General features: G+C 63.8%; 15 protein-coding genes. 11 read left to right on the forward strand and 4 right to left on the reverse strand.

Features of this window, described 5'->3' with window-relative positions:
- Positions 1 to 77 precede the first annotated feature (77 nt).
- The gene (locus tag APH33_RS10780) at positions 78 to 2,378 is read right to left on the reverse strand and encodes a fatty acid cis/trans isomerase (protein WP_054885118.1); all 2,301 of its coding nucleotides are present in this window, start codon (positions 2,376 to 2,378) and stop codon (positions 78 to 80) included.
- 169 nt (positions 2,379 to 2,547) lie between these two features.
- Between APH33_RS10780 and metH the strand changes: the two genes are divergently transcribed.
- Positions 2,548 to 6,255 carry a methionine synthase gene (metH, locus tag APH33_RS10785; protein WP_054885119.1) on the forward strand — a complete coding sequence of 1,236 codons (3,708 nt, stop codon included), beginning with the start codon at positions 2,548 to 2,550 and terminating at the stop codon, positions 6,253 to 6,255.
- A gap of 485 nt (positions 6,256 to 6,740) precedes the next feature.
- Positions 6,741 to 8,351, forward strand: coding sequence for a methyl-accepting chemotaxis protein (locus APH33_RS10790; RefSeq protein ID WP_371263248.1), 1,611 nt, complete (start codon positions 6,741 to 6,743; stop codon positions 8,349 to 8,351).
- A 135-nt stretch (positions 8,352 to 8,486) separates the two neighbouring features.
- Here APH33_RS10790 and APH33_RS10795 read toward each other — a convergent pair whose 3' ends face one another.
- On the reverse strand, positions 8,487 to 9,893 hold the full coding sequence (locus APH33_RS10795) for a cytosine permease (RefSeq protein ID WP_054885121.1): 1,407 nt from the start codon (positions 9,891 to 9,893) through the stop codon (positions 8,487 to 8,489).
- Positions 9,894 to 10,209: 316 nt separating this feature from the next.
- On the opposite strand from APH33_RS10795, the gene APH33_RS10800 reads away from it, so the two are divergent.
- The 9 genes from APH33_RS10800 to APH33_RS10840 all read left to right on the forward strand — a co-directional run bounded on the left by APH33_RS10800 (position 10,210) and on the right by APH33_RS10840 (position 17,846).
- A complete protein-coding gene (locus APH33_RS10800) occupies positions 10,210 to 10,695 on the forward strand; it encodes a flavin reductase family protein (protein ID WP_054885122.1) in 486 nt (161 codons plus the stop codon).
- A gap of 75 nt (positions 10,696 to 10,770) precedes the next feature.
- Positions 10,771 to 11,811, forward strand: a complete 1,041-nt coding sequence (locus APH33_RS10805) for an LLM class flavin-dependent oxidoreductase (protein ID WP_054885123.1) — start codon at positions 10,771 to 10,773, stop codon at positions 11,809 to 11,811.
- A 548-nt stretch (positions 11,812 to 12,359) separates the two neighbouring features.
- Positions 12,360 to 12,956: an amino acid synthesis family protein gene (locus APH33_RS10810; RefSeq protein WP_016715710.1), complete on the forward strand. Its 597-nt coding sequence runs from the start codon at positions 12,360 to 12,362 to the stop codon at positions 12,954 to 12,956.
- Between the two features lie 68 nt (positions 12,957 to 13,024).
- On the forward strand, positions 13,025 to 13,858 hold the full coding sequence (locus APH33_RS10815; RefSeq protein WP_054885124.1) for an alpha/beta fold hydrolase: 834 nt from the start codon (positions 13,025 to 13,027) through the stop codon (positions 13,856 to 13,858).
- Positions 13,855 to 15,336, forward strand: coding sequence for an aldehyde dehydrogenase (locus tag APH33_RS10820; protein WP_054885125.1), 1,482 nt, complete (start codon positions 13,855 to 13,857; stop codon positions 15,334 to 15,336). Before APH33_RS10815 ends, APH33_RS10820 begins: the two co-directional genes overlap by 4 nt.
- Positions 15,337 to 15,349: 13 nt before the next feature.
- The gene (locus tag APH33_RS10825; RefSeq protein ID WP_054885126.1) at positions 15,350 to 15,835 is read left to right on the forward strand and encodes a flavin reductase family protein; all 486 of its coding nucleotides are present in this window, start codon (positions 15,350 to 15,352) and stop codon (positions 15,833 to 15,835) included.
- 198 nt (positions 15,836 to 16,033) lie between these two features.
- Positions 16,034 to 16,423, forward strand: coding sequence for a carboxymuconolactone decarboxylase family protein (locus APH33_RS10830; protein WP_054885127.1), 390 nt, complete (start codon positions 16,034 to 16,036; stop codon positions 16,421 to 16,423).
- 90 nt (positions 16,424 to 16,513) lie between these two features.
- Positions 16,514 to 17,260 carry a GntR family transcriptional regulator gene (locus tag APH33_RS10835; protein WP_054885128.1) on the forward strand — a complete coding sequence of 249 codons (747 nt, stop codon included), beginning with the start codon at positions 16,514 to 16,516 and terminating at the stop codon, positions 17,258 to 17,260.
- A 22-nt stretch (positions 17,261 to 17,282) separates the two neighbouring features.
- Positions 17,283 to 17,846, forward strand: a complete 564-nt coding sequence (locus tag APH33_RS10840) for an NUDIX hydrolase (protein ID WP_054885129.1) — start codon at positions 17,283 to 17,285, stop codon at positions 17,844 to 17,846.
- A 31-nt stretch (positions 17,847 to 17,877) separates the two neighbouring features.
- Here APH33_RS10840 and APH33_RS10845 read toward each other — a convergent pair whose 3' ends face one another.
- Both APH33_RS10845 and APH33_RS10850 read right to left on the reverse strand, forming a co-directional pair.
- Positions 17,878 to 19,884: an ATP-binding protein gene (locus tag APH33_RS10845; RefSeq protein ID WP_371263246.1), complete on the reverse strand. Its 2,007-nt coding sequence runs from the start codon at positions 19,882 to 19,884 to the stop codon at positions 17,878 to 17,880.
- Between the two features lie 258 nt (positions 19,885 to 20,142).
- The gene (locus APH33_RS10850) at positions 20,143 to 20,757 is read right to left on the reverse strand and encodes a LysE family translocator (protein ID WP_054885130.1); all 615 of its coding nucleotides are present in this window, start codon (positions 20,755 to 20,757) and stop codon (positions 20,143 to 20,145) included.
- Between the last annotated feature and the right edge of the window lie 75 nt (positions 20,758 to 20,832).

Below are 20,832 nucleotides of genomic sequence, written 5' to 3' on the forward strand. Positions count from 1 at the left end.
AAAGCAGCCCCCAGCAATCGATCAGGACCACCCACCGCTTCCGACCGCAGCGTATTCGGAAAGGTCAGCCCACCCGATCAGAGGTTCTCGTAGCGGTTCATGTCCAGCACCCCGTCCTCCACCGGATCGGTTTCCTTGATATAGGTACTGAGGTCATGGAAGTAGCGCCAGAACTCCGGATGGCTGCGGCGCACCCCCCAACGCATGACGATGCGCTCGAACTTCGCCGGGTCATCCTTGGCGTACTCCATGTCCTCGACGAACTCCGGCACATCCCTGGCCGGAATATTGAAGATGAAGTTGGGGTAACTGCTGAGCACGCCCGGGTACAGGGTCAGGGTGTCCAGCCCGGGCACGTAGCGGTAAGCCTCACCGAGCAGGAACGCCACGTTGCTGTGTGCGCGGTTGCGCAGCAGGCTGTAGACCTGGCGCTGGCCGCCCTCGCCTTCGATGCGCAGCATGGTCGCTTCAGGCAGTTGGCCGATCACCTTGAGGCCGGCGGCCGGGCGTGACACCAAGCGGCTGAGCGACTGCTCGACGTTGCGGAACTCCTCGCTCATCTGCGGCCGCGAGCAGTAGGCGCCGGTGCAGCGGTTGATCGGGTCGGGGGCAGCGTTGAGGCTGGCGGTACGTTGCAGCAGCTTCAAGCCGAAGTCGCGCTTGGGGTCGCGCGGGTCGAGCTTGATGCCGCTCGGCGTGTCGGTGTCGATGTCCTCGTAGTCCAGCCACATCTTCACCTTGCCGCTGTTCTGGTACCAACTGCCAAGGATTTCGCTGCGCTGGTCGGCCGGCATCAGGCGCAGGAAATTGACCTCGGCGCCGTTGCGGATCAGGTCGAAATACAGGCGTGTCTGCAGCTGGTGCGAGACGTTGCCGAACACATCGAAGTTGACCGCCAGCTGGTAGTAGGTGCGCTCGAACAGCGGGTAGTCGAACAACCAGACGGTCAACGGCACGTCGCCGATCAGGCCCTTGGTCACCGAAGCGCTGTCGAAGTGGCGGAAGATGCTCAACAGCGCATTGTCGTTGCCGGCCCACAGGGTTGCCCAGCCCGGAGCCGGCATTTCGGCATAGGCCTCACGCCGCAATTTCTCGTAATCGTTGCGCTTGTCGCGGTAGGCATGCCACAGGTTCAGCACGCTGCCAACATCGTCGATCTGCCCCGGCATGGCCAGCAGCGGCGTGGCTTCGCCGCGGTACTTGGCATCGGTGATGTAACGGTCGTGGGCCGGTTCCTGGAACAATGCCCAGAAGTTGTCGCGAATCACGTCGGTGGCGATCTGCCCGCGGCACACCGGGCCACGGATGAAGGTGCGCACGAAATACTCGGCGTTATCCAGCATGAACTGGTAACGCGCCACCGCCGGGATCGCCTCGAAGGTTTCGAACGGGTTGGCCCGGTGGCGTGGGCCATAGCCCGGCAGCGCGGTGGCATGCCAGTCGCCGGCGTAGAACAGCTGCTTGACGCGCTTGAGCTTCTGCGGCCCCATCGGGTAGGTGATGTGGGTCTTGTGCACGATCACGCCCTGCACCGGGATCAGCCGGTAATAGAAGTCGGTGCCTGGCGGGTCGTTGGGGCGGCGCGTGGCGATGATGTCGACCGGTTTGCCGCTAGGCGTGCGCGAACGCACCCACTGGAAGAAGTGGCCCTGCTCGCCGCCGACGAAGTAGATATGCGCCAGGAACAGGTGCTCGTACAGCCAGCGGCCGACCAGCGCCTCGGTGGAGCCGGGGCGGTTGAGCAACTCCTCCCAGTCAGCGATCTGCCTGGCCTCGGCCGCGCTTGGCTGGATCGGCTGGTACTCGACCGGCGCGCCGGCAGCCAGCCAGCGCTGCAGGGTCTGGTATTGCTTGTCGGTCAGGCCGGTGACCGCCAGCGGCATGCCCTCCTTGGGGTGGGCGCCGGCATAGGCGTCGAACTCTTCCGGCAGCGGGCACATGTTGTTGCGGTTGAGCCCCAGGACGATCTCGTCAGGCAGTTTGGCATTGGGCGTGAGCGGGGTCTTGTGCCCCAGCTCGAGCATGCGTGCCATCAGCGCCGCCTGGCTACCCTGGTTGTCGAGTACCGAATAGAAGCCCTTCTTGCGCCATTCATCTTCACTGTGGGCGTCGTAGAACAACCGCGTGGGTGCCACGGCCTTGCTGCGTTCGCCTTGGTACACCGGCACCTTGGTGGCACCTCGCACTGCACCTTCGGGGCTCTCCAGCTTGAGCTGGCAGGCAGCGTCGTTGCAGGCGTGGCAGGCCACGCATTTTTCGGTGAAGATCGGCTGGATGTCCCGGGTGTAGGAAATCACCGGGCTCGACTGGGGGACTTGCCCTGACGCCACGCCACTGATGAGCAGCGCGAAGACGCTGGCAAGGATACGATGCACCATGTGCGAAAAGTCCTGGGTAGTGAAGCCATCACGATTGTCTGGTCGGCCCTGGGTGCCTTGATGTCACCCAACATGAACAAAATTCATGAAAAAGGGCGATGCGCCTAAAAACCGCGCAGCTTTGTTATGATTCGGCACCTTCTGATATTTGCCCGACCAGGTAGTTCCTATGTCCGACCGCAGCGCTCGTCTCCAAGCACTCCAGCACGCACTCAAAGAGCGCATTCTGATCCTCGACGGCGGCATGGGTACTATGATCCAAAGCTATCGCCTCGAGGAACACGACTATCGTGGCACGCGCTTCGCCGATTGGCCAAGCGACGTGAAAGGCAACAACGACCTGTTGCTGCTCAGCCGCCCGGATGTGATCGCGGCGATCGAGAAAGCCTACCTGGATGCCGGCGCCGATATCCTCGAAACCAACACCTTCAACGCCACCCAGATTTCCCAGGCCGACTACGGCATGGAATCGCTGGTGTACGAACTGAACGTCGAGGGCGCGCGCATCGCCCGCCAGGTAGCCGATGCCAAGACCCTGGAAACCCCGGACAAACCGCGCTTCGTCGCCGGCGTGCTCGGCCCGACCAGCCGGACCTGCTCGATCTCCCCGGACGTCAACGACCCCGGCTACCGCAACGTCACCTTCGACGAACTGGTGGAAAACTACATCGAGGCCACCCGTGGCCTGATCGAGGGCGGCGCCGACCTGATCCTGATCGAGACCATCTTCGACACGCTCAATGCCAAGGCGGCGATCTTCGCCGTGCAACAGGTGTTCGAGGACGATGGCATCGAACTGCCGATCATGATCTCCGGCACCATCACCGATGCCTCCGGCCGCACCCTGTCGGGCCAGACCACCGAAGCGTTCTGGAACTCGGTGCGCCACGCCAAGCCGATTTCCGTGGGCCTCAACTGCGCCCTCGGCGCCAAGGACCTGCGCCCGTACCTGGAAGAGCTGGCGACCAAGGCCGATACCCATGTGTCTGCCCACCCCAACGCCGGCCTGCCGAACGCTTTCGGTGAGTATGACGAAACCCCGGCAGAGATGGCGGCGGTGGTCGAAGAGTTCGCCGCCAGCGGCTTCCTCAACATCATCGGTGGCTGCTGCGGCACCACCCCGGGCCATATCCAGGCGATCGCCGAGGCCGTGGCCAAGTACAAGCCACGCGAAATCCCGGAAATCGCCAAGGCCTGCCGCCTGTCGGGCCTGGAACCGTTCACCATCGACCGCCAGTCGCTGTTCGTCAACGTCGGCGAGCGCACCAACATCACCGGCTCTGCCAAGTTCGCCCGGCTGATCCGCGAAGAGAACTACACCGAAGCCCTGGAGGTCGCCCTGCAGCAGGTCGAGGCCGGCGCCCAGGTGATCGACATCAACATGGACGAAGGGATGCTCGATTCCCAGGCCGCCATGGTCCGCTTCCTCAACCTGATCGCCGGTGAGCCGGACATCTCCCGCGTGCCGATCATGATCGACTCGTCCAAGTGGGAAGTGATCGAAGCGGGCCTGAAGTGCATCCAGGGCAAAGGCATCGTCAACTCGATCTCCATGAAAGAAGGCGTCGAGCAGTTCAAGCACCATGCCCGGCTGTGCAAGCGCTATGGCGCGGCCGTGGTGGTGATGGCCTTCGACGAGGTCGGCCAGGCCGACACCGCCGCGCGCAAGAAGGAAATCTGCCAGCGCAGCTACGACATCCTGGTCAACGAAGTCGGCTTCCCGCCGGAAGACATCATCTTCGACCCGAACATCTTCGCCGTCGCCACCGGTATCGAAGAGCACAACAACTACGCCGTCGACTTCATCGAGGCCTGCGCCTACATCCGTGATCACCTGCCCCACGCGCTGAGTTCGGGTGGCGTGTCCAACGTGTCGTTCTCGTTCCGCGGCAACAACCCGGTGCGTGAGGCGATCCACTCGGTATTCCTCTACCACGCGATCCAGAACGGCCTGACCATGGGTATCGTCAACGCCGGCCAGCTGGAGATCTACGACGAGATCCCGGCCGCGCTGCGCGAGAAGGTAGAGGACGTGGTGCTCAACCGCACGCCGCACGGCACCGACGCGCTGCTGGCGATTGCCGACGACTACAAGGGCGGCGGCGCGACCAAGGAAGTGGAAAACGAAGAGTGGCGTTCGCTGCCCGTTGAAAAGCGCCTGGAACACGCGCTGGTCAAGGGCATCACCGCCTTCATCGTCGAAGACACCGAAGAATGCCGTCAGCAGTGCGCACGCCCGATCGAAGTCATCGAAGGCCCGCTGATGAACGGCATGAACGTGGTCGGTGACCTGTTCGGCGCGGGCAAGATGTTCCTGCCCCAGGTGGTCAAGTCGGCCCGGGTGATGAAACAGGCCGTGGCCCATTTGATTCCGTTCATCGAAGCCGAGAAAGGCGACAAGCCGGAAGCCAAGGGCAAGATCCTCATGGCCACGGTCAAGGGTGACGTGCACGACATCGGCAAGAACATCGTCGGCGTGGTACTAGGCTGCAACGGCTACGACATCGTCGACCTTGGCGTGATGGTGCCGGCCGAGAAGATCCTGCAGACCGCCCGCGAACAGAAGTGCGACATCATCGGCCTGTCCGGCCTGATTACCCCGTCGCTGGACGAGATGGTCCACGTCGCCCGCGAAATGCAGCGCCAGGGCTTCCACCTGCCGCTGATGATCGGCGGCGCCACCACGTCCAAGGCACACACTGCGGTCAAGATCGAGCCCAAGTACAGCAACGACGCCGTGGTCTACGTCACCGACGCCTCGCGTGCGGTGGGTGTGGCCACCCAGCTGCTGTCCAAGGAGCTCAAGCCCGGCTTCGTCGAGAAGACCCGCCAGGAATACGTGGAAGTGCGCGAGCGCACCGCCAACCGCAGCGCCCGCACCGAGCGCCTGAGCTACGCGCAGGCCATCGCTGCCAAACCGCAGTACGACTGGGCCAGCTACCAGCCGGTGGTGCCCGCCTTCACCGGGGTCAAGGTGCTGGAAGACATCGACTTGCGCACCCTGGCCGAGTACATCGACTGGACGCCGTTCTTCATTTCCTGGGACCTGGCCGGCAAGTTCCCGCGGATCCTCACCGACGAAGTGGTCGGCGAAGCCGCCACCGCGCTGTACAAGGATGCCCGCGAGATGCTCGACAAGCTGATCGACGAGAAGCTGATCAGCGCCCGCGCGGTGTTCGGCTTCTGGCCGGCCAACCAGGTTGCCGATGACGACATCGAAGTCTACGGCGCAGACGGCCAGGCCCTGGCCACCCTGCACCACCTGCGCCAGCAGACCATCAAGCCCGATGGCAAGCCGAACCTGTCCCTGGCCGACTTCGTCGCACCGAAGGCCAGCGGCGTCACCGACTACGTCGGCGGCTTCATCACCACTGCCGGCATCGGCGCCGAGGAAGTGGCCAAGGCGTACCAGGACAAGGGCGACGACTACAGCTCGATCATGGTGAAGGCCCTGGCCGACCGCCTGGCCGAGGCCTGTGCCGAGTGGCTGCACGAGCAGGTGCGTAAAGAGCACTGGGGCTATGCCCGCGACGAGCAGCTGGACAACGAGGCGCTGATCAAGGAGCAATACAGCGGTATCCGCCCTGCCCCGGGCTACCCGGCGTGCCCGGACCACACCGAGAAGGCAACCCTGTTCCGCCTGCTCGACGGCAGCGCCATCGGCGAAACCGGCCCAAGTGGCGTGTTCCTCACCGAGCACTTCGCGATGTTCCCGGCGGCGGCTGTCAGCGGCTGGTATTTCGCCCATCCGCAGGCGCAGTACTTTGCCGTGGGCAAGGTCGACAAGGACCAGATCGAGCGTTACAGCGCGCGCAAAGGCCAGGAGGTTAGCGTGAGCGAGCGCTGGCTGGCGCCGAACCTCGGCTACGACAGCTAAGCATCGCCTTGGTGCTGTCGCGCATGCCCGCGACAGCACCAAGCTCGGCACTGCACTCAGACCTGGCTGACCAGGGTATCCCCGGCCCGCTTGCCATCGCGCCGTACGCACATCCATTCCTTGACCTTCTGCCCGAACTCGGTCGGCCACTTACGCCGAAGCGCCGCGTGAATCGCGCAGGTGCCCCCGGTCGTGCCTCGCCGCTCGCCACAGCCATTGCGTAGATCTCGATCTTTTAACGGCACATTCCTGACAGATCCATCAAAAAATGACGGATCCCTCAGAAGATGTCGTTACATTGAATGACTGGTCAATATTGATGGCCATATGGCATCATTGAAATCAAAAAGCATTCCAAAGGGTGAGGCACACACTTAAATCGCAGCGCATCGAGAGCCTGGCGCCATCCCGGTGACCCGGCCGTCCGACCATGCTCTTGACGCCTGCACGCCAACGTCAAGGAGCATTCCATGCAGTTACGGAATATGAAGATCGGCACTCGCGCCAGCAGCGTTTTCGCCCTGTTAGGCGCATTGGTCCTGGCCATGGGCCTCATCGCAATCCATGAAACCCGGCAAATGGACTCCGCCACGGACGAAATCCGTGTCACCTGGATGCCCGCCGTGGTTGCCCTCGGTGAAATCAGCACCAACCTCGGACGCGCCCGCGCCGTCACCTTGCGCGCCGCGCTGGACGACAACCCCGGCGAGCGTGCGCGCAACATCGACATGCTCAAGGGCGTCAACGAACAGCTCAGCAGGGGCCTCAAGGACTACCAGGACACCATCATCGCCGCCGATGATCGCGACCTGTTCACTGCCTTCAATGCGGCCTATACGCAATACCTCGACCTGCAGTCGCGGGTGGTGCAGGACATCGCTGCCGGTCGCATGGACCAGGCCAAGCAGCAGATCAGCGGCCCGCTGACCCAGTACGCCGATACCATGATGAAGGCCATGGCCGCGCTCATTGCCTACAACGGCAAAGGTGCCGAGGATGCCTCGCAGCGCAGCAGCGATGTAGCCGACGAGGCCTTCACCGCGATCATCGCCTCACTGGTGATCATCATGCTTGCACTGGCCGCCATTGCCACGGTGCTCACGCGCAGCATCGTTGTACCGCTGGCCGATGCAGTGGCTGTGGCCGAGCGCGTGGCCACCGGCGACCTGACCCAGGACATCCGTGTCATCGGCCGTGACGAACCGGCTCTGCTGCTGCGCGCCTTGAGCCGCATGCAGAACAGCCTGCGCGACACCATCCGCAAGATCGCCGCCTCCTCCGACCAGCTGGCCTCGGCCTCGGAAGAGCTGCACACCGTCACCGAAGACACCAGCCGCGGCCTGCACCAGCAGAGCGCGGAAATCGACCAGGCCGCCACCGCCGTCAACCAGATGACCGCAGCAGTCGAAGAAGTGGCCAACAACGCGGTGAGCACGGCCGATGCCTCCAAAGGTGCCGACCAGACCACTCGCGATGGCCGTGAGCAGGTCAACCAGGCGCTGGCCTCCATCCAGCACCTGGTCAACGACGTGGCGGGCACCTCCACCGAGATCGAACAACTGGCCAGCAATGCCAACGAGATCAGCCGCGTGCTGGATGTGATCGGCGCGATTGCCGGCCAGACCAACCTGCTGGCACTCAACGCCGCCATCGAAGCCGCACGCGCAGGTGAAGCGGGCCGCGGCTTTGCCGTGGTGGCCGATGAGGTACGCGCCCTCGCCCATCGGACCCAGCAGTCGACGGCAGAGATCGAGCAGATGATCGCCGGGATCCAGAACGGTACCGAGCGTGCGGTGGCGGCGATGCACAGCAGCCGCGGCCGGGCGAACGGTACGCTGGAGGTGGCGCAAGGTGCCGGTGAGGCGCTGGAAGTGATTGCCGAGGCGATCGCCTCGATCAACCAGCGCAACCTGGTGATTGCCAGCGCTTCCGAGGAGCAGGCACAAGTGGCACGGGAGGTGGATCGCAACCTGGTGAACATTCGGGATCTGGCAATGCAGACGTCGGCGGGGGCCAACCAGACCAGCGCAGCGGCGCAGGACCTGTCGCGCCTTGCGGTGGACCTGAATGGCATGGTTGCGCAGTTCAAGGTCTGATCTGAAATGGCTGGGGCCGCTTTGCGGCCCTTTCGCGACACAAGGCCGCTCCTACAGGGAAACGCATACCCCTGTAGGAGCGGCCTTGTGTCGCGAAAGGGCTGCAAAGCAGCCCCTTACAGCAACAGCACTCTATCAGTCGTTGACGCTCACAACCCGCCCCGCCGTCTCGGCCGCCTTGCCACGGGTTGCCAGACAGTAGTACAGCGGCACCGTCACCAGCAGGCCGAACAGCCACGACAGGTCTGCCCCTTCGACAATGTTCGAATACGGCCCCACATACAGCGACGTGTTGGCAAACGGCAACTGCACCAGGATGCCGCAGGCATAGGCAATGATCGCGTGGTGATTGAAGCGGCCATAAATGCCGCCGTCGGCACGGAAGATCGAGGCGATGTCGTACTGGCCCTTCTTGATCAGGTAGAAGTCGATCAGGTTGATCGAAGCCCACGGTACCAGCACCAGCAGCAGCGCCAGGATCAGGCCGATGAACTGGCCGATGAAGCCCGCCGACGCGTTCAGCGCCACCATCGCGCAGCCCACCAGGATCACCACTGCCAGGATCACTCGCACCTTGATGCTCGGCGTCCATTCGGCAATGAAGGTCTGGATCGCTGTGACGATCGACAGCACTGCGCCGTAGAGGTTAAGGGCGTTGTGGCTGATGATGTTGAGCAGGAACAGCACCATCAGGATCGGGCCCAGCCAGCCGGTGGCCTGCTTGACCGCATCCATCGCGTCGGTGCCTTCCGGCACGCACAGCACCGCGATCGTGCCGAAGCTGAAACACAGGATGGTGCCCAGCGTGGCGCCGAAGTACGTGGCCCAGAACGGCTTGGCGATGCCCACTTCACGCGGCAGGTAGCGCGAGTAGTCGGAGGTGTACGGCGAGAAGCTGATCTGCCAGATGATGCCTAGCGACACCGTGGCGATAAAGCCGGACAGGTTGAACGCGCCGCGGCTGAAGAAGTCGGCCGGCAGCTCCTGCACGAACATCATGATGAAGCCGGCCAGTAGCGCCGAACCCATCACCCAGGTACCGATACGGTTGAGGATGTGGATGAAGCGGTAGCCAATTACGCCAATGGCCGTCGCACTCAGCGCACCGATCACGATCGCGCCCGGCATCGGCACGCTCGGGGCGATGCCGTGGATGGTCTTGCCCGCCAGGACGATGTTGGAAATGAAGAAGCCGACATAGATCAGTGCAGTGAAGAACACGATCAGCAGCGCGCCGTAACGGCCGAACTGGCCACGGCTCTGGACCATCTGTGGAATCCCCAGCTGCGGTCCCTGCGCAGAGGCCAGGGCGATGAACACGCCCCCGATCAGGTGACCCAGCACGATTGCGATCAGCCCCCACAGCAGGTTCAGGTGGAACACCTGGACCACCATGGCGCCGGTGACGATAGGCAGTGGCGCGATGTTGGTACTGAACCAGAGGGTGAACAGGTCGCGCGCCTTCCCATGGCGCTCGGCAGGTGGAACGTAATCGACCGTGTGATTCTCGACAAACTGGTGTTGCGACGACGGTTGGGACATAGGATTCAGCTCGAAAGGTCGTTTTTATCTTTGTAAGGAAACCGCATCTAGGCGGCCTCTCAGCTGCGGACCATATTATGGTATTCCAAACTTTTGACAACACTGATCCGCAGTAAAAAACGCCCGCTGATCTGCTCGCACAACCCCTGCGACAAACCGCCTCACCGCTCAATCCCACGGTTTACGTGGCCTTGAGCCGTTCATCGTGAAAAACAAGGGCTGAAAATTCCGCTTGCAAAATAGGTATTACGGTATACCATCAGACACATCAACGATAAAAACCGCGGACCACCGCAGCCCTTTAGAGGTACACCAGATGATCGACGCAAGCATCTACAAGAACGTCCTGGGCTCCTTCCCGTCCGGCGTGACCGTCATCACCACCCTGGACGACGACGGCTCGGTCGTCGGCCTGACCGCCAGTGCGTTCTCCTCCCTGTCGATGGACCCGCCGCTGGTGCTTTTCTGCCCCAACTACACCTCCGACTCCTACCCGGTCCTGATCAAGAACAAGCGCTTCGCCATCCATCTGCTCTCCGGTGGGCAGCAGGCCGAAGCCTACGCGTTCGCCAAGAAGGGCAAGGACAAGGCCGCCGGCATCGAGTGGACCCTGAGCGAACTGGGCAACCCGATCCTGGCCGGCGCCACCGCCGTCATCGAATGCGAACTGTGGCGCGAATATGAAGGTGGCGACCACGCCATCATGGTCGGCAAGGTACACAACCTGATCGTCCCTGAAGACGCACCACGACCAATGGTCTACTGCCGCGGCAAGATGGCCAGCCTGCCGGCCTTTGCCTGAAGCCTATTCTGAATCGAGACACCTGGCGCCTGCGCAGCCTGGCGACAGACACTTTCAAGCGTTGAGGAAAGCCCCATGAAATTTTCGTTGTTCGTGCACATGGAACGTTGGGATGAACAGGTCAGCCACCGCCAGCTGTTCGAAGACCTGACCGAACTGACCCTGATGGCCGAGCGCGGCGGTTTCAGCACCGTGTGGATCGGCGAACACCACGCCATGGAGTACACCATCTCGCCAAGCCCGATGCCGCTGCTGGCGTACCTCGCCGCGCGCACCGAGAAAATCCGCCTGGGTGCCGGCACCATCATCGCGCCATTCTGGAACCCGATCCGCGTGGCTGGCGAATGCGCCCTGCTCGACGTGATCAGCAACGGCCGCATGGAAGTGGGCCTGGCCCGTGGTGCCTACCAGTTCGAATTCGACCGCATGGCCGGTGGCATGCCGGCCACCGACGGCGGCAAGGCCCTGCGCGAAATGGTCCCGGTGGTGCGCAAGCTGTGGGAAGGCGACTACGCCCATGACGGCGAAGTCTACAAGTTCCCGACCTCCACCAGCGTACCGAAGCCGTTCAACGCCACCCCGCCGATGTGGATCGCCGCCCGCGACCCGGACTCGCACAACTTTGCCGTGGCCAACGGCTGCAACGTCATGGTCACCCCGCTGATGAAGGGCGACGAAGAAGTGCTGGACCTGAAGAACAAGTTCCAGGCCGCTCTCGACAACAACCCGGACGTACCGCGCCCGCAACTGATGGTGCTGCGCCACACCCATGTGCATAGCCCGTCCGAGCCCGAAGGCTGGAAAATCGGCGCCCAGGCCATCTCGCGCTTCTACCGCACCTTCGATGCCTGGTTCGGCAACAAGACCACCCCGGTCAACGGCTTCCTCGAGCCGAGCCCTGAGTCGAAGTTTGCCGAAGTGCCGGCGTTCCAACTGGAGAACATCCGCAAGAACACCATGATCGGCACCCCGGAAGAGATCATCGCCCGCATCAAGTACTACCAGGAGCTCGGTGTCGACGAGTTCAGCTTCTGGTGCGACAACAGCCTGCCCCACGCCGAGAAGAAAAAGTCGCTCGAGCTGTTCATCAAGGAAGTGGTGCCGGCCTTCGCCTGAATTCCCACTGCCTGAGACATTGCGGGACACGCCCGCTCCCGTGGGCCCTTGTGGTCCGCGTGAGCGGGCTTTTTTTGGGGTGTACGCCTTGGATTTTGTGGTGTGTTTGAGATCGAGCGCCGCCCGCGCGGCGCATCGCGGGCAAGCCCGCTCCCACATCTGTTTCGGGCCAATCTCTCCTGTGAAGCCAACAGGGACCGCCTTGTTGGCATGGCGATGCATCTCGGTGGAAGCCAACAGGGGCATGGCGATGCATCCTGGCGGGCGCTGATGCTGTTCCACCTGTCTCCAGTCATGCACCAAGGCGGATCCTGTTGGCGGAACAGGTGTAACTGGCCCGAAACAGATGTGGGAGCGGCGGTGCGGCGATCCGACTTGCCCGCGATGCGCCGCGCGGGCGGCGCTCGATCTCACAGGCGCCATACAACTCAAGGCGGACCCCACCTTTCGTCCCCCCGCAAGAGAAATTTCAAGCCACCTCTTGCGCAACAAATATTATGGTATACCATCAGACAACAAGAGCTGATAACCCTCACCAGGAGCCACCCATGAGTTTCGAAATCCGCAAGATCGTCACCTACTCCGAAGAGACCCGCATCGAAGGCGGCAAGGCCACCGACAAGCCGGTGACCATGGTCGGCCTGGCCGTCGTGATCAAGAACCCATGGGCCGGTCGCGGTTTCGTTGAAGATCTGAAGCCGGAAATCCGCGCCAACTGCTCGGACCTGGGTGCCCTGATGGTCGAGCGCCTGACCGCTGCCATCGGCGGCGCCGACAAGATCGAAGCCTACGGCAAGGCCGCGGTGGTCGGCGCCGATGGTGAGATCGAGCACGCCTCGGCGGTGATCCACACCCTGCGCTTCGGCAACCACTACCGCGAAGCGGTACAGGCCAAGAGCTACCTGAGCTTCACCAACAAGCGCGGCGGCCCAGGCACCTCGATCCAGATCCCGATGATGCAGAAGGACGACGAAGGCCTGCGTTCGCACTACATCACCCTGGAGATGCAGATCGAAGACGCTCCGCGCGCCGATGAAATCGTTGTGGTCCTGGGCGCCGCCGATGGTGGCCGCCTGCACCCGCGCATCGGCAACCGCTACATCGACCTGGAAGAACTGGCTGCCGAAAAAGCCAACGCTCAATAACAACAACCAAGACGGGCCGGGGCGTGGCGTGCTTACCCGCCGCGCCCGACCTTCAAGGAGCGCCCTCCATGATTCAGCCTGTCGCTGAACGTACACCCGCCGGCACCAGCTACCTGTCCGTCGGCCAGGGCCAACCTGTGGTACTGATCCACGGCGTGGGCCTGAACAAGGAAATGTGGGGCGGGCAGATCGTTGGCCTGGCCAATGACTACCGCGTCATCACCTACGACATGCTCGGCCACGGCCAGAGCGCGCTGCCGGCCGCCGACACCGGCCTGGAAGGCTATGCCGCCCAGCTGGCCGAACTGCTCGACCACCTGCAGATTCAACAAGCCACCGTGATCGGCTTCTCCATGGGTGGCCTGGTCGCCCGTGCATTCGCCCTCCACTACCCGCAGCGCCTGGCTGCGCTGGTAGTGCTCAACAGCGTGTTCAACCGCACCCCTGAACAGAGTGCCGGCGTTATCGCCCGCGCCGCCCAGGCTGCGGAGCTCGGCCCCGACGCCAACGTCGACGCCGCTCTCGACCGCTGGTTCAGCCGTGAATACAAGGCTGCCAACCCGGCGCAGGTCGCTGCCATTCGCCAAGTGCTGGCGAACAACGACCCGCAGGGTTACCACACCACTTATTCGCTGTTCGCCACCCAGGACATGTACCGCGCCGGCGACCTGGGCAGCATTCAGGTGCCGACCCTGATCGCCACCGGCGAACTCGACTCGGGCTCCACTCCGGCCATGACCCGCCAGCTCGCCGCCAGCATTCCTGGCGCACAAAGCGTGGTCCTCGCCGAGCAACGGCATATGATGCCAGTGGAAGCACCCCGGGAAGTCAACAAGATGCTGCTGGACTTCCTCGCCCAAGCCCGCACCCTCACCGAATCCGCCAAGGGGATTGTTGCATGACCCTCGTTCGTTTCCAGATGTGCATCGATGGCCAATGGCTCGATGCCCAGAGCGGCAAGACCTTCGACAGCCTCAACCCGGCCACTGCCCAGGCCTGGGCGCAACTGCCCGACGCCGACGAAGCCGATGTCGAGCTGGCCGTCCAGGCCGCCCAGCGTGCCTTCGACAGCAAACAATGGCGCAGCATCACCGCCACTGCGCGCGGCAAGCTGCTGCGTCGCCTGGGCGACCTGATCGCCGAGAACAAGGAGCACCTGGCCCAGCTGGAAAGCCGTGACAACGGCAAGCTGATCCGCGAAACCCGTGGCCAGGTCGGTTATCTGCCAGAGTTCTTCCACTACACCGCAGGCCTGGCCGACAAGCTCGAAGGCGGCACCCTGCCGCTGGACAAGCCGGACCTGTTCGCCTACACCGTGCATGAGCCGATCGGCGTGGTGGCCGGCATCATCCCGTGGAACAGCCCGCTGTACCTGACCGCGATCAAGCTGGCACCGGCCCTGGCCGCCGGTAACACCATCGTGCTCAAGCCGTCCGAGCACGCCTCGGCGACGATCCTGGAACTGGCTCGTCTGGCCCTCGAAGCCGGTTTCCCGGCCGGCGTGGTCAACGTGGTCACCGGCTACGGCCCAAGCACCGGCGCAGCCCTGACCCGTCACCCGCTGGTGCGCAAGATCGCCTTCACCGGCGGCGCCGCCACTGCTCGCCATGTGGTACGCAGCAGCGCCGAGAACTTTGCCAAGTTGTCGCTGGAACTGGGCGGCAAGTCGCCCAACATCATCTTCGCCGACGCTGACCTGGACAGCGCCATCAACGGCGCCGTGGCCGGCATCTATGCAGCCTCCGGCCAGAGCTGCGTGGCCGGCTCGCGCCTGCTGGTACAGGACGAGATCTTCGACGAATTCGTCGAGCGCCTGATTGCCCGCGCCAAGCGCATCCGCATCGGCAACCCGCAGGACGACGCCAGCGAAATGGGCCCGATGGCCACCGCACAGCAGCTGGCCGTGGTCGAGGGCCTGGTCGCCGCGGCCAAGGCCGAAGGCGCCAGGCTGCACATGGGCGGCAAACGGGCCGAGGTCGAGGGTGACGGCTGGTTCTACGAGCCGACCCTGTTCGAGTGCGACAGCAACTCGATGACCATCATGCAGGAAGAGGTGTTCGGCCCGGTCGCTGCGGTGATCCGCTTCAAGACCGAAGAAGAGGCGCTGGCCATCGCCAACGACTCGCAGTTCGGCCTCGCTGCCGGCATCTGGACCCGCGATCTGGGGCGGGCCCACCGTCTGGCCCGCGATGTGCGTTCGGGGATCATCTGGGTCAACACCTACCGCGCCGTGTCGGCCATGGCGCCGATCGGCGGCTTCAAGAACAGCGGCTACGGCCGCGAGAGCGGCATCGATTCGGTGCTGGCCTATACCGAGCTGAAGACCGTGTGGATCAACCTGTCCACCGCGCCGATGCCCGACCCGTTTGTGATGCGCTAAGAGGTAGCACGAGATGATCGAACCAGGCATCTACAAAGACGTGATGGGCTCGTTCCCGTCCGGCGTCACCGTGGTCACCACTCTGGACGCCGACGGCGGCATCGTCGGCATCACCGCCAGCGCGTTCAGCGCGTTGTCGATCGACCCGGCGCTGGTGCTGTTCTGCCCCAACTACGCTTCGGACACCTACCCGATCCTGCGTGACAGCAAGCAGTTTGCCATTCACCTGCTGTCCGCCGACCAGACCGCCGAGGCCTACGCCTTCGCCGGCAAGGGCAAGGACAAGGCCAAAGGCATCGAGTGGCAGCTGAGCGAACTGGGCAACCCGCTGCTGACCAAGGCCACCGCGATCATCGAGTGCGAACTGTGGCGCGAGTACGACGGCGGCGACCACGCGATCATCGTTGGCGCAGTGAAGAACCTGGTGCTGCCGGCCGAGCCGGTGACGCCGATGGTCTACCACAAAGGCAAGCTGGGCGCCCTGCCGCCGCTGGGCTGATCCCCCGTCAGGTCGATGCTGGGGCCTTCGTGGGTAAACCCGCTCCCACAGGGATCGCACAGATGCTGAAACCTGTGCAGTCCCTGTGGGAGCGGGCTTGCCCGCGAAGAAGCCAACACCGATGACCCTGTTTTTCAGGGGCCGCGCTAATCGTCTCACCCTCGGTTGCGGCCCCTGTTTTAATCCGGAGTACTGCGCATGAGTAACGAAAAGTACGAGAAAGGCCTGCAGATCCGCACCCAGGTGCTGGGCGAGGCGTACGTCAACCGCTCGATCCAGAATGCCGATGAGTTCACCCAGCCGCTGCAGGAGCTGGTCACCGAGTATTGCTGGGGCCACGTCTGGGGCCGCGAAGGCCTCTCGCTGAAAGAGCGCAGCATGATAAACTTGGCCATGATTTCCGCGCTCAACCGGCCCCACGAGCTCAAGCTGCATATTCGCGGCGCCTTGCGTAATGGCCTGAGCCGTGAACAGATTCGCGAGATCCTGCTCCAGGTCGGCATTTATTGCGGCGTGCCCGCGGCGGTGGACAGCTTCCGCCTGGCCCGCGAAGCGTTCGCAGAAGTCGATGCGGAGTCAACCCGTTAACCGCGGGCTGTTCGAACCCACGCAAGGAGCACCGATGGTTCGTGGTGCTATTGCGGTTGCGGACGTGCAGCCTCATTCAGAGCGCACTTGATGAAACGCCAGCCCCTCGACGACAGCTTCAAGGTCAATCGCAACCCCGTTACCCTGCGCGAAATCGTGCTCGACAAGCTGCGCGGCGCGATCATGAACTTCCACCTGCTGCCGGGCGACCGCCTGGTCGAGCGAGACCTCTGCGACCGCCTCGGCGTCAGCCGCACCTCGGTGCGCGAAGCGCTGCGCCACCTCGAGTCCGAAGGCCTGGTGGAATTCGCCGATGCCAAGGGCCCGCGCGTGGCCATCATTACCCTGGAAGACGCCCGCGACATCTACGAGCTGCGCTGCGTGCTCGAAGGCCTGATCGTGCAGCTGTTTACCCTCAACGCCAAGGCCAAGGACATCCGTGCCCTGGAGCGCGCGCTCGAAGTCAACCGCGAAGCCCTGGAAGAAGGCGAGCTGCAGCAGGTGCTGGACTCGGTACAAGGCTTCTACGATGTGCTTCTGGAAGGCTCCGGCAACCAGGTTGCAGCCCAGCAGCTGCGCCAGCTGCAGGCACGCATCAGCTACCTGCGGGCTACCTCGGTGTCGCAGGAGAACCGCCGCGGCGCCAGTAACCGTGAAATGGAAAAGATCGTCGAGGCGATCAAAAGCGGCGACCCGCTGGTGGCCCACCAGGCATCGGTCGATCACGTGCGCGCCGCCGCCAAAGTGGCCCTGGAGTACCTGCGCCAGAAGCAGGACGACAACCCCAAGGTGCGCGACATGGTCGAGCCCCTGGCCCTGAAGGACCCACGTATATAAGCCCCTGCACAGGCCGCTGACCATGCCCAACGCCCCGCGCTACTGCCCACACTGCACCACGGAGCTGGCCCGGGGCGTTCCCACCGGCGACACCCACGAACGCCTGCACTGCAGCCGCTGCGGGTATATCCATTACATCAACCCGAAGATCATCGCCGGCTGCATTATCGAGCGTGACGGCAAGTACCTGCTGTGCCAGCGCGCCATCCCGCCGCGCCCGGGCACCTGGACCTTGCCGGCCGGGTTCATGGAAGCCGGCGAGACCACCGAGCAGGCAGCCTTGCGCGAGGTCTGGGAAGAAAGCGGCGTGCGCGCCGACATCGTCTCGCCCTACTCGATCTTCAGCGTGCCGAAGATCAGCGAGGTGTACATCATCTTCCGCGCCATCGCCACCGAGGAGACCGGGCAGTATGGGCCGGAGACGCTGGCGTACCGGTTCTTCGCCCCTGACGAGATTCCCTGGGACGACATCTATTACCCGGCGATCCGGCAGATTCTCGAGCGCTACATCCTCGAGCGCCAGGCCGGGGTGTACGGCATCTACATGGGCAATGACGACACCGGCAAGGTGCATTTCATGCGCTGAGGCGTGCCGGCCTCAGCGCCGGCACCGCCCGTTAACGCGGGTTGGCCAGCAAACGTGCGACGCTCTGCGCCAGTTCCGCCTGCCGGTAAGGCTTGCGCAGCACTTCGAAACCCTTGAGTTCCCGCGGCGTGAGGTTGGCATAACCGGTGATGATCAGCACGGGTAGATCCACCCGCCGCTCGCGCATCTGTTGGGCAAAACGCACACCGGTCATCTCGGCCATGACATGGTCGGTGACCAGCACATCCGGCAGCCACCCCCGCTCCAGCAGATGCAGTGCCGCCGCCGCATTGCCGGCCTCGGTCACGTCATAACCCAGGTCGCGCAACTGCGCGGCGGTGGCATGGCGCACGATTTCCTCATCATCCACCAGCAGTACACGGTAGGGCCGGTCAGCCTGCGGCGCCTCGGGTATTTCGCTGTCCTTGCAAGGCGCCGCCACATCGCTGAGCGGCAACCACAACGTGGCCGTCGTGCCCTGCCCCACCTGCGAATCGATGGCGAAGCCCCCACCCGACTGCAATGCCAGGCCCTGAACCATCGGCAGCCCCAGGCCGGTGCCCTTGCCCACGCCCTTGGTCGAGTAGAACGGCTCGATGCAGCGGCGCAATTGCTCTTCATCCATGCCGCAGCCATTGTCACGCACCTGCAGCCAGAGCAGGCGCGACGCAGCCAGGCCCGATGGCCGGGGCGGGCCGTCGGCATCCAGCCCGGCCAGGATCTGCAGCGCTCCGCCGTCGGGCATGGCGTCGCGGGCATTGACCACCAGGTTGAGCAAGGCCAGTTCCAGTTGGTGGGGGTCAGCCACCACCGAGGGCAGTGCCGGGTCTATCTGCACCTGAACGGCAATGGTCGGCCCTAGCGAGCGGGCCATCAGCTCGCGCATGTCCACCACCAGGTCCGCCAGCGATACTGGCTGCGGCTTGAGCGTCTGGCGCCGGGCGAAACTGAGCAGGCGCCCCACCAGGTTGCGCGCCCGCTCGGCCGCCTGCAGACCGCCTTCGATCAGGCGCGGGGCACGTTCGGATTGAGGGTGTCGGCGCAGCAGTTCGAACGAGGCGATGATCGGCGTGAGCATGTTGTTGAGGTCGTGGGCGATGCCACCGGTCAACTGCCCGATCATTTCCAGCTTATGGGCCTCATGCAACTGCAACATGGCCGCCTCGCGCTCGGCCAGCACCGCCGCGACGCGGTCCTCCAGGCTTTCGTTGAGCAGGTGCAGCGCGCGCTCGGCACGGGCGTGGGTGATGGCGGCCCAAGTCTGCTTGGCCGCTTCCTCGACCAACTGACAGTCGTCTTCAAAACACTGGCGCGGGGTATGGAAGTGCACGCCCAGCATCGCCTCCAGGCGCCCGGCGCGCAACACCGGGACATGCAGCGTGGTGCACAAGCCATCGCGGCGTGCCTGGTAGGCCTGCTGCACCACCTGGCCCGCCGCCAACTGCTCTCGCAGCGTCGTGCCAAAGGTAGCGTAGTCATGCTGACCGACCAGGGAGGGCAAGCCGTCGGCCCAGTCATGGGCCACCCGGAAACTGCGGCCGTCGCCCTGATCCTCACCGAAGCACACCCGTGCAGCACCCAGCTCCTGCGCCAGGCGCCTGACCGCATAGGCCTCGATGCGCTCGGCCTCGCCCAGCCCTGGCAAGGTCCGGCCCAGTTCCAGCAAGAACGCCTGGCGCTGCTGGAAACGCACCCGCTCGGTGGTGTCGGCGACCAGGCACAATACGCCGCCGACGCTGCCATCGGCTTCACGCACCGCAGAATAGGACACGTCGAAGTACACGGTTTCGCCAAGGCCCCGGCGTTCTATATAGAAAGGGCGATCCTTGGCCCAGAAGGTCTGACCGGTTTCACGCACGCCGCGCAGCAGCGGCTCGAGGTCGTCCCACAGTTCGCTCCAGTGCTCCTGCGCTGGCCGCCCGAGTGCATGAGGGTGCTTGGTGCCGATCGTCGGGGCGTAGGCATCGTTGTACAGGGCCACATAGGCTTCGCCCCAGAACAGTACGAACTGAGCTTGTGCCGGCAGCAGCATGGCCATCACCGCCTGCAGGTGCGGCGACTAGGTAGGTGGCGGGCCCAGCGGCGAGCTACTCCAGTCCATTGTCTGCAGCAAGGTGCCAATGCTGCCGCCGTTGAGCAAGAAGTTCGACGGGGGTTTCAGGGTGTCCGTGTCGTGTTGCTGAAGCGATCTCATGTCTGGGAGGTCCCGGGCACATTGCCATCCATCTGTGGATAGGAGACCTGCCTTCAGCTTTTCGTTCCGCTGAATTTTACCGAGCGATCAGCGGTGCGCTATTCAGCGCAGCTGGCCGGCAATCAACCCCAGCGCCACCGCCACCATTGCCATGCCAGACAAGCGCCCTACCCACCTGGCTGCGCCGGGTCGGGTGCTCAACACTGCCTTGGCGCCGTAACCCACCAGCGAATAGATGACCAGCGAACTGCACAGGTGCACCAGCCCCAGCAGGAGGATCTGCAATGGCACCGGCCAGCTGGAGTGCGGGTCGGTGAACTGCGGCAGCAAGGCCAGGAACAAGAGAAAAACCTTCGGGTTGAGCCCGCTCACGCAAAAGCCCTTGAATGCCCAGCGCGGCCCCGATTCGCCCACGCTGGCCTGCCCGGCCTCTGGCGCAGCCGGGCTCAGCAGCAGGTTGCCGCCCAACCACAACAGGTAGGCGCAGCCAGCCAGGGTCAGCAGGGTCATCGCCAGCGGGTGACCAGCCAGCAGGCTGCCCACCCCTGCCGCCACCACCAGGGTGGCGAGCAAATGCCCTGACAACATGCCCGCCACCGCAGGCATTACCCAGCGCCCGCGCATCCCGGCAGAGATGGCATAGGCCCAGTCGGCACCGGGAGTAATCACGAACAACAACGACACGGCCCAGAACGCGGACAGCAGGCTGATTGCCACTTGAGTCTTCCTTTCACACAGTTTGCGGGTGAAGAAAGCCTACGGATTCCGCCAGGGGATTTTCTTTCGTATATT

Origin of the sequence: Pseudomonas sp. NBRC 111130 (genome assembly GCF_001320485.1) — a bacterium.
Lineage (GTDB): Bacteria > Pseudomonadota > Gammaproteobacteria > Pseudomonadales > Pseudomonadaceae > Aquipseudomonas > Aquipseudomonas vlassakiae.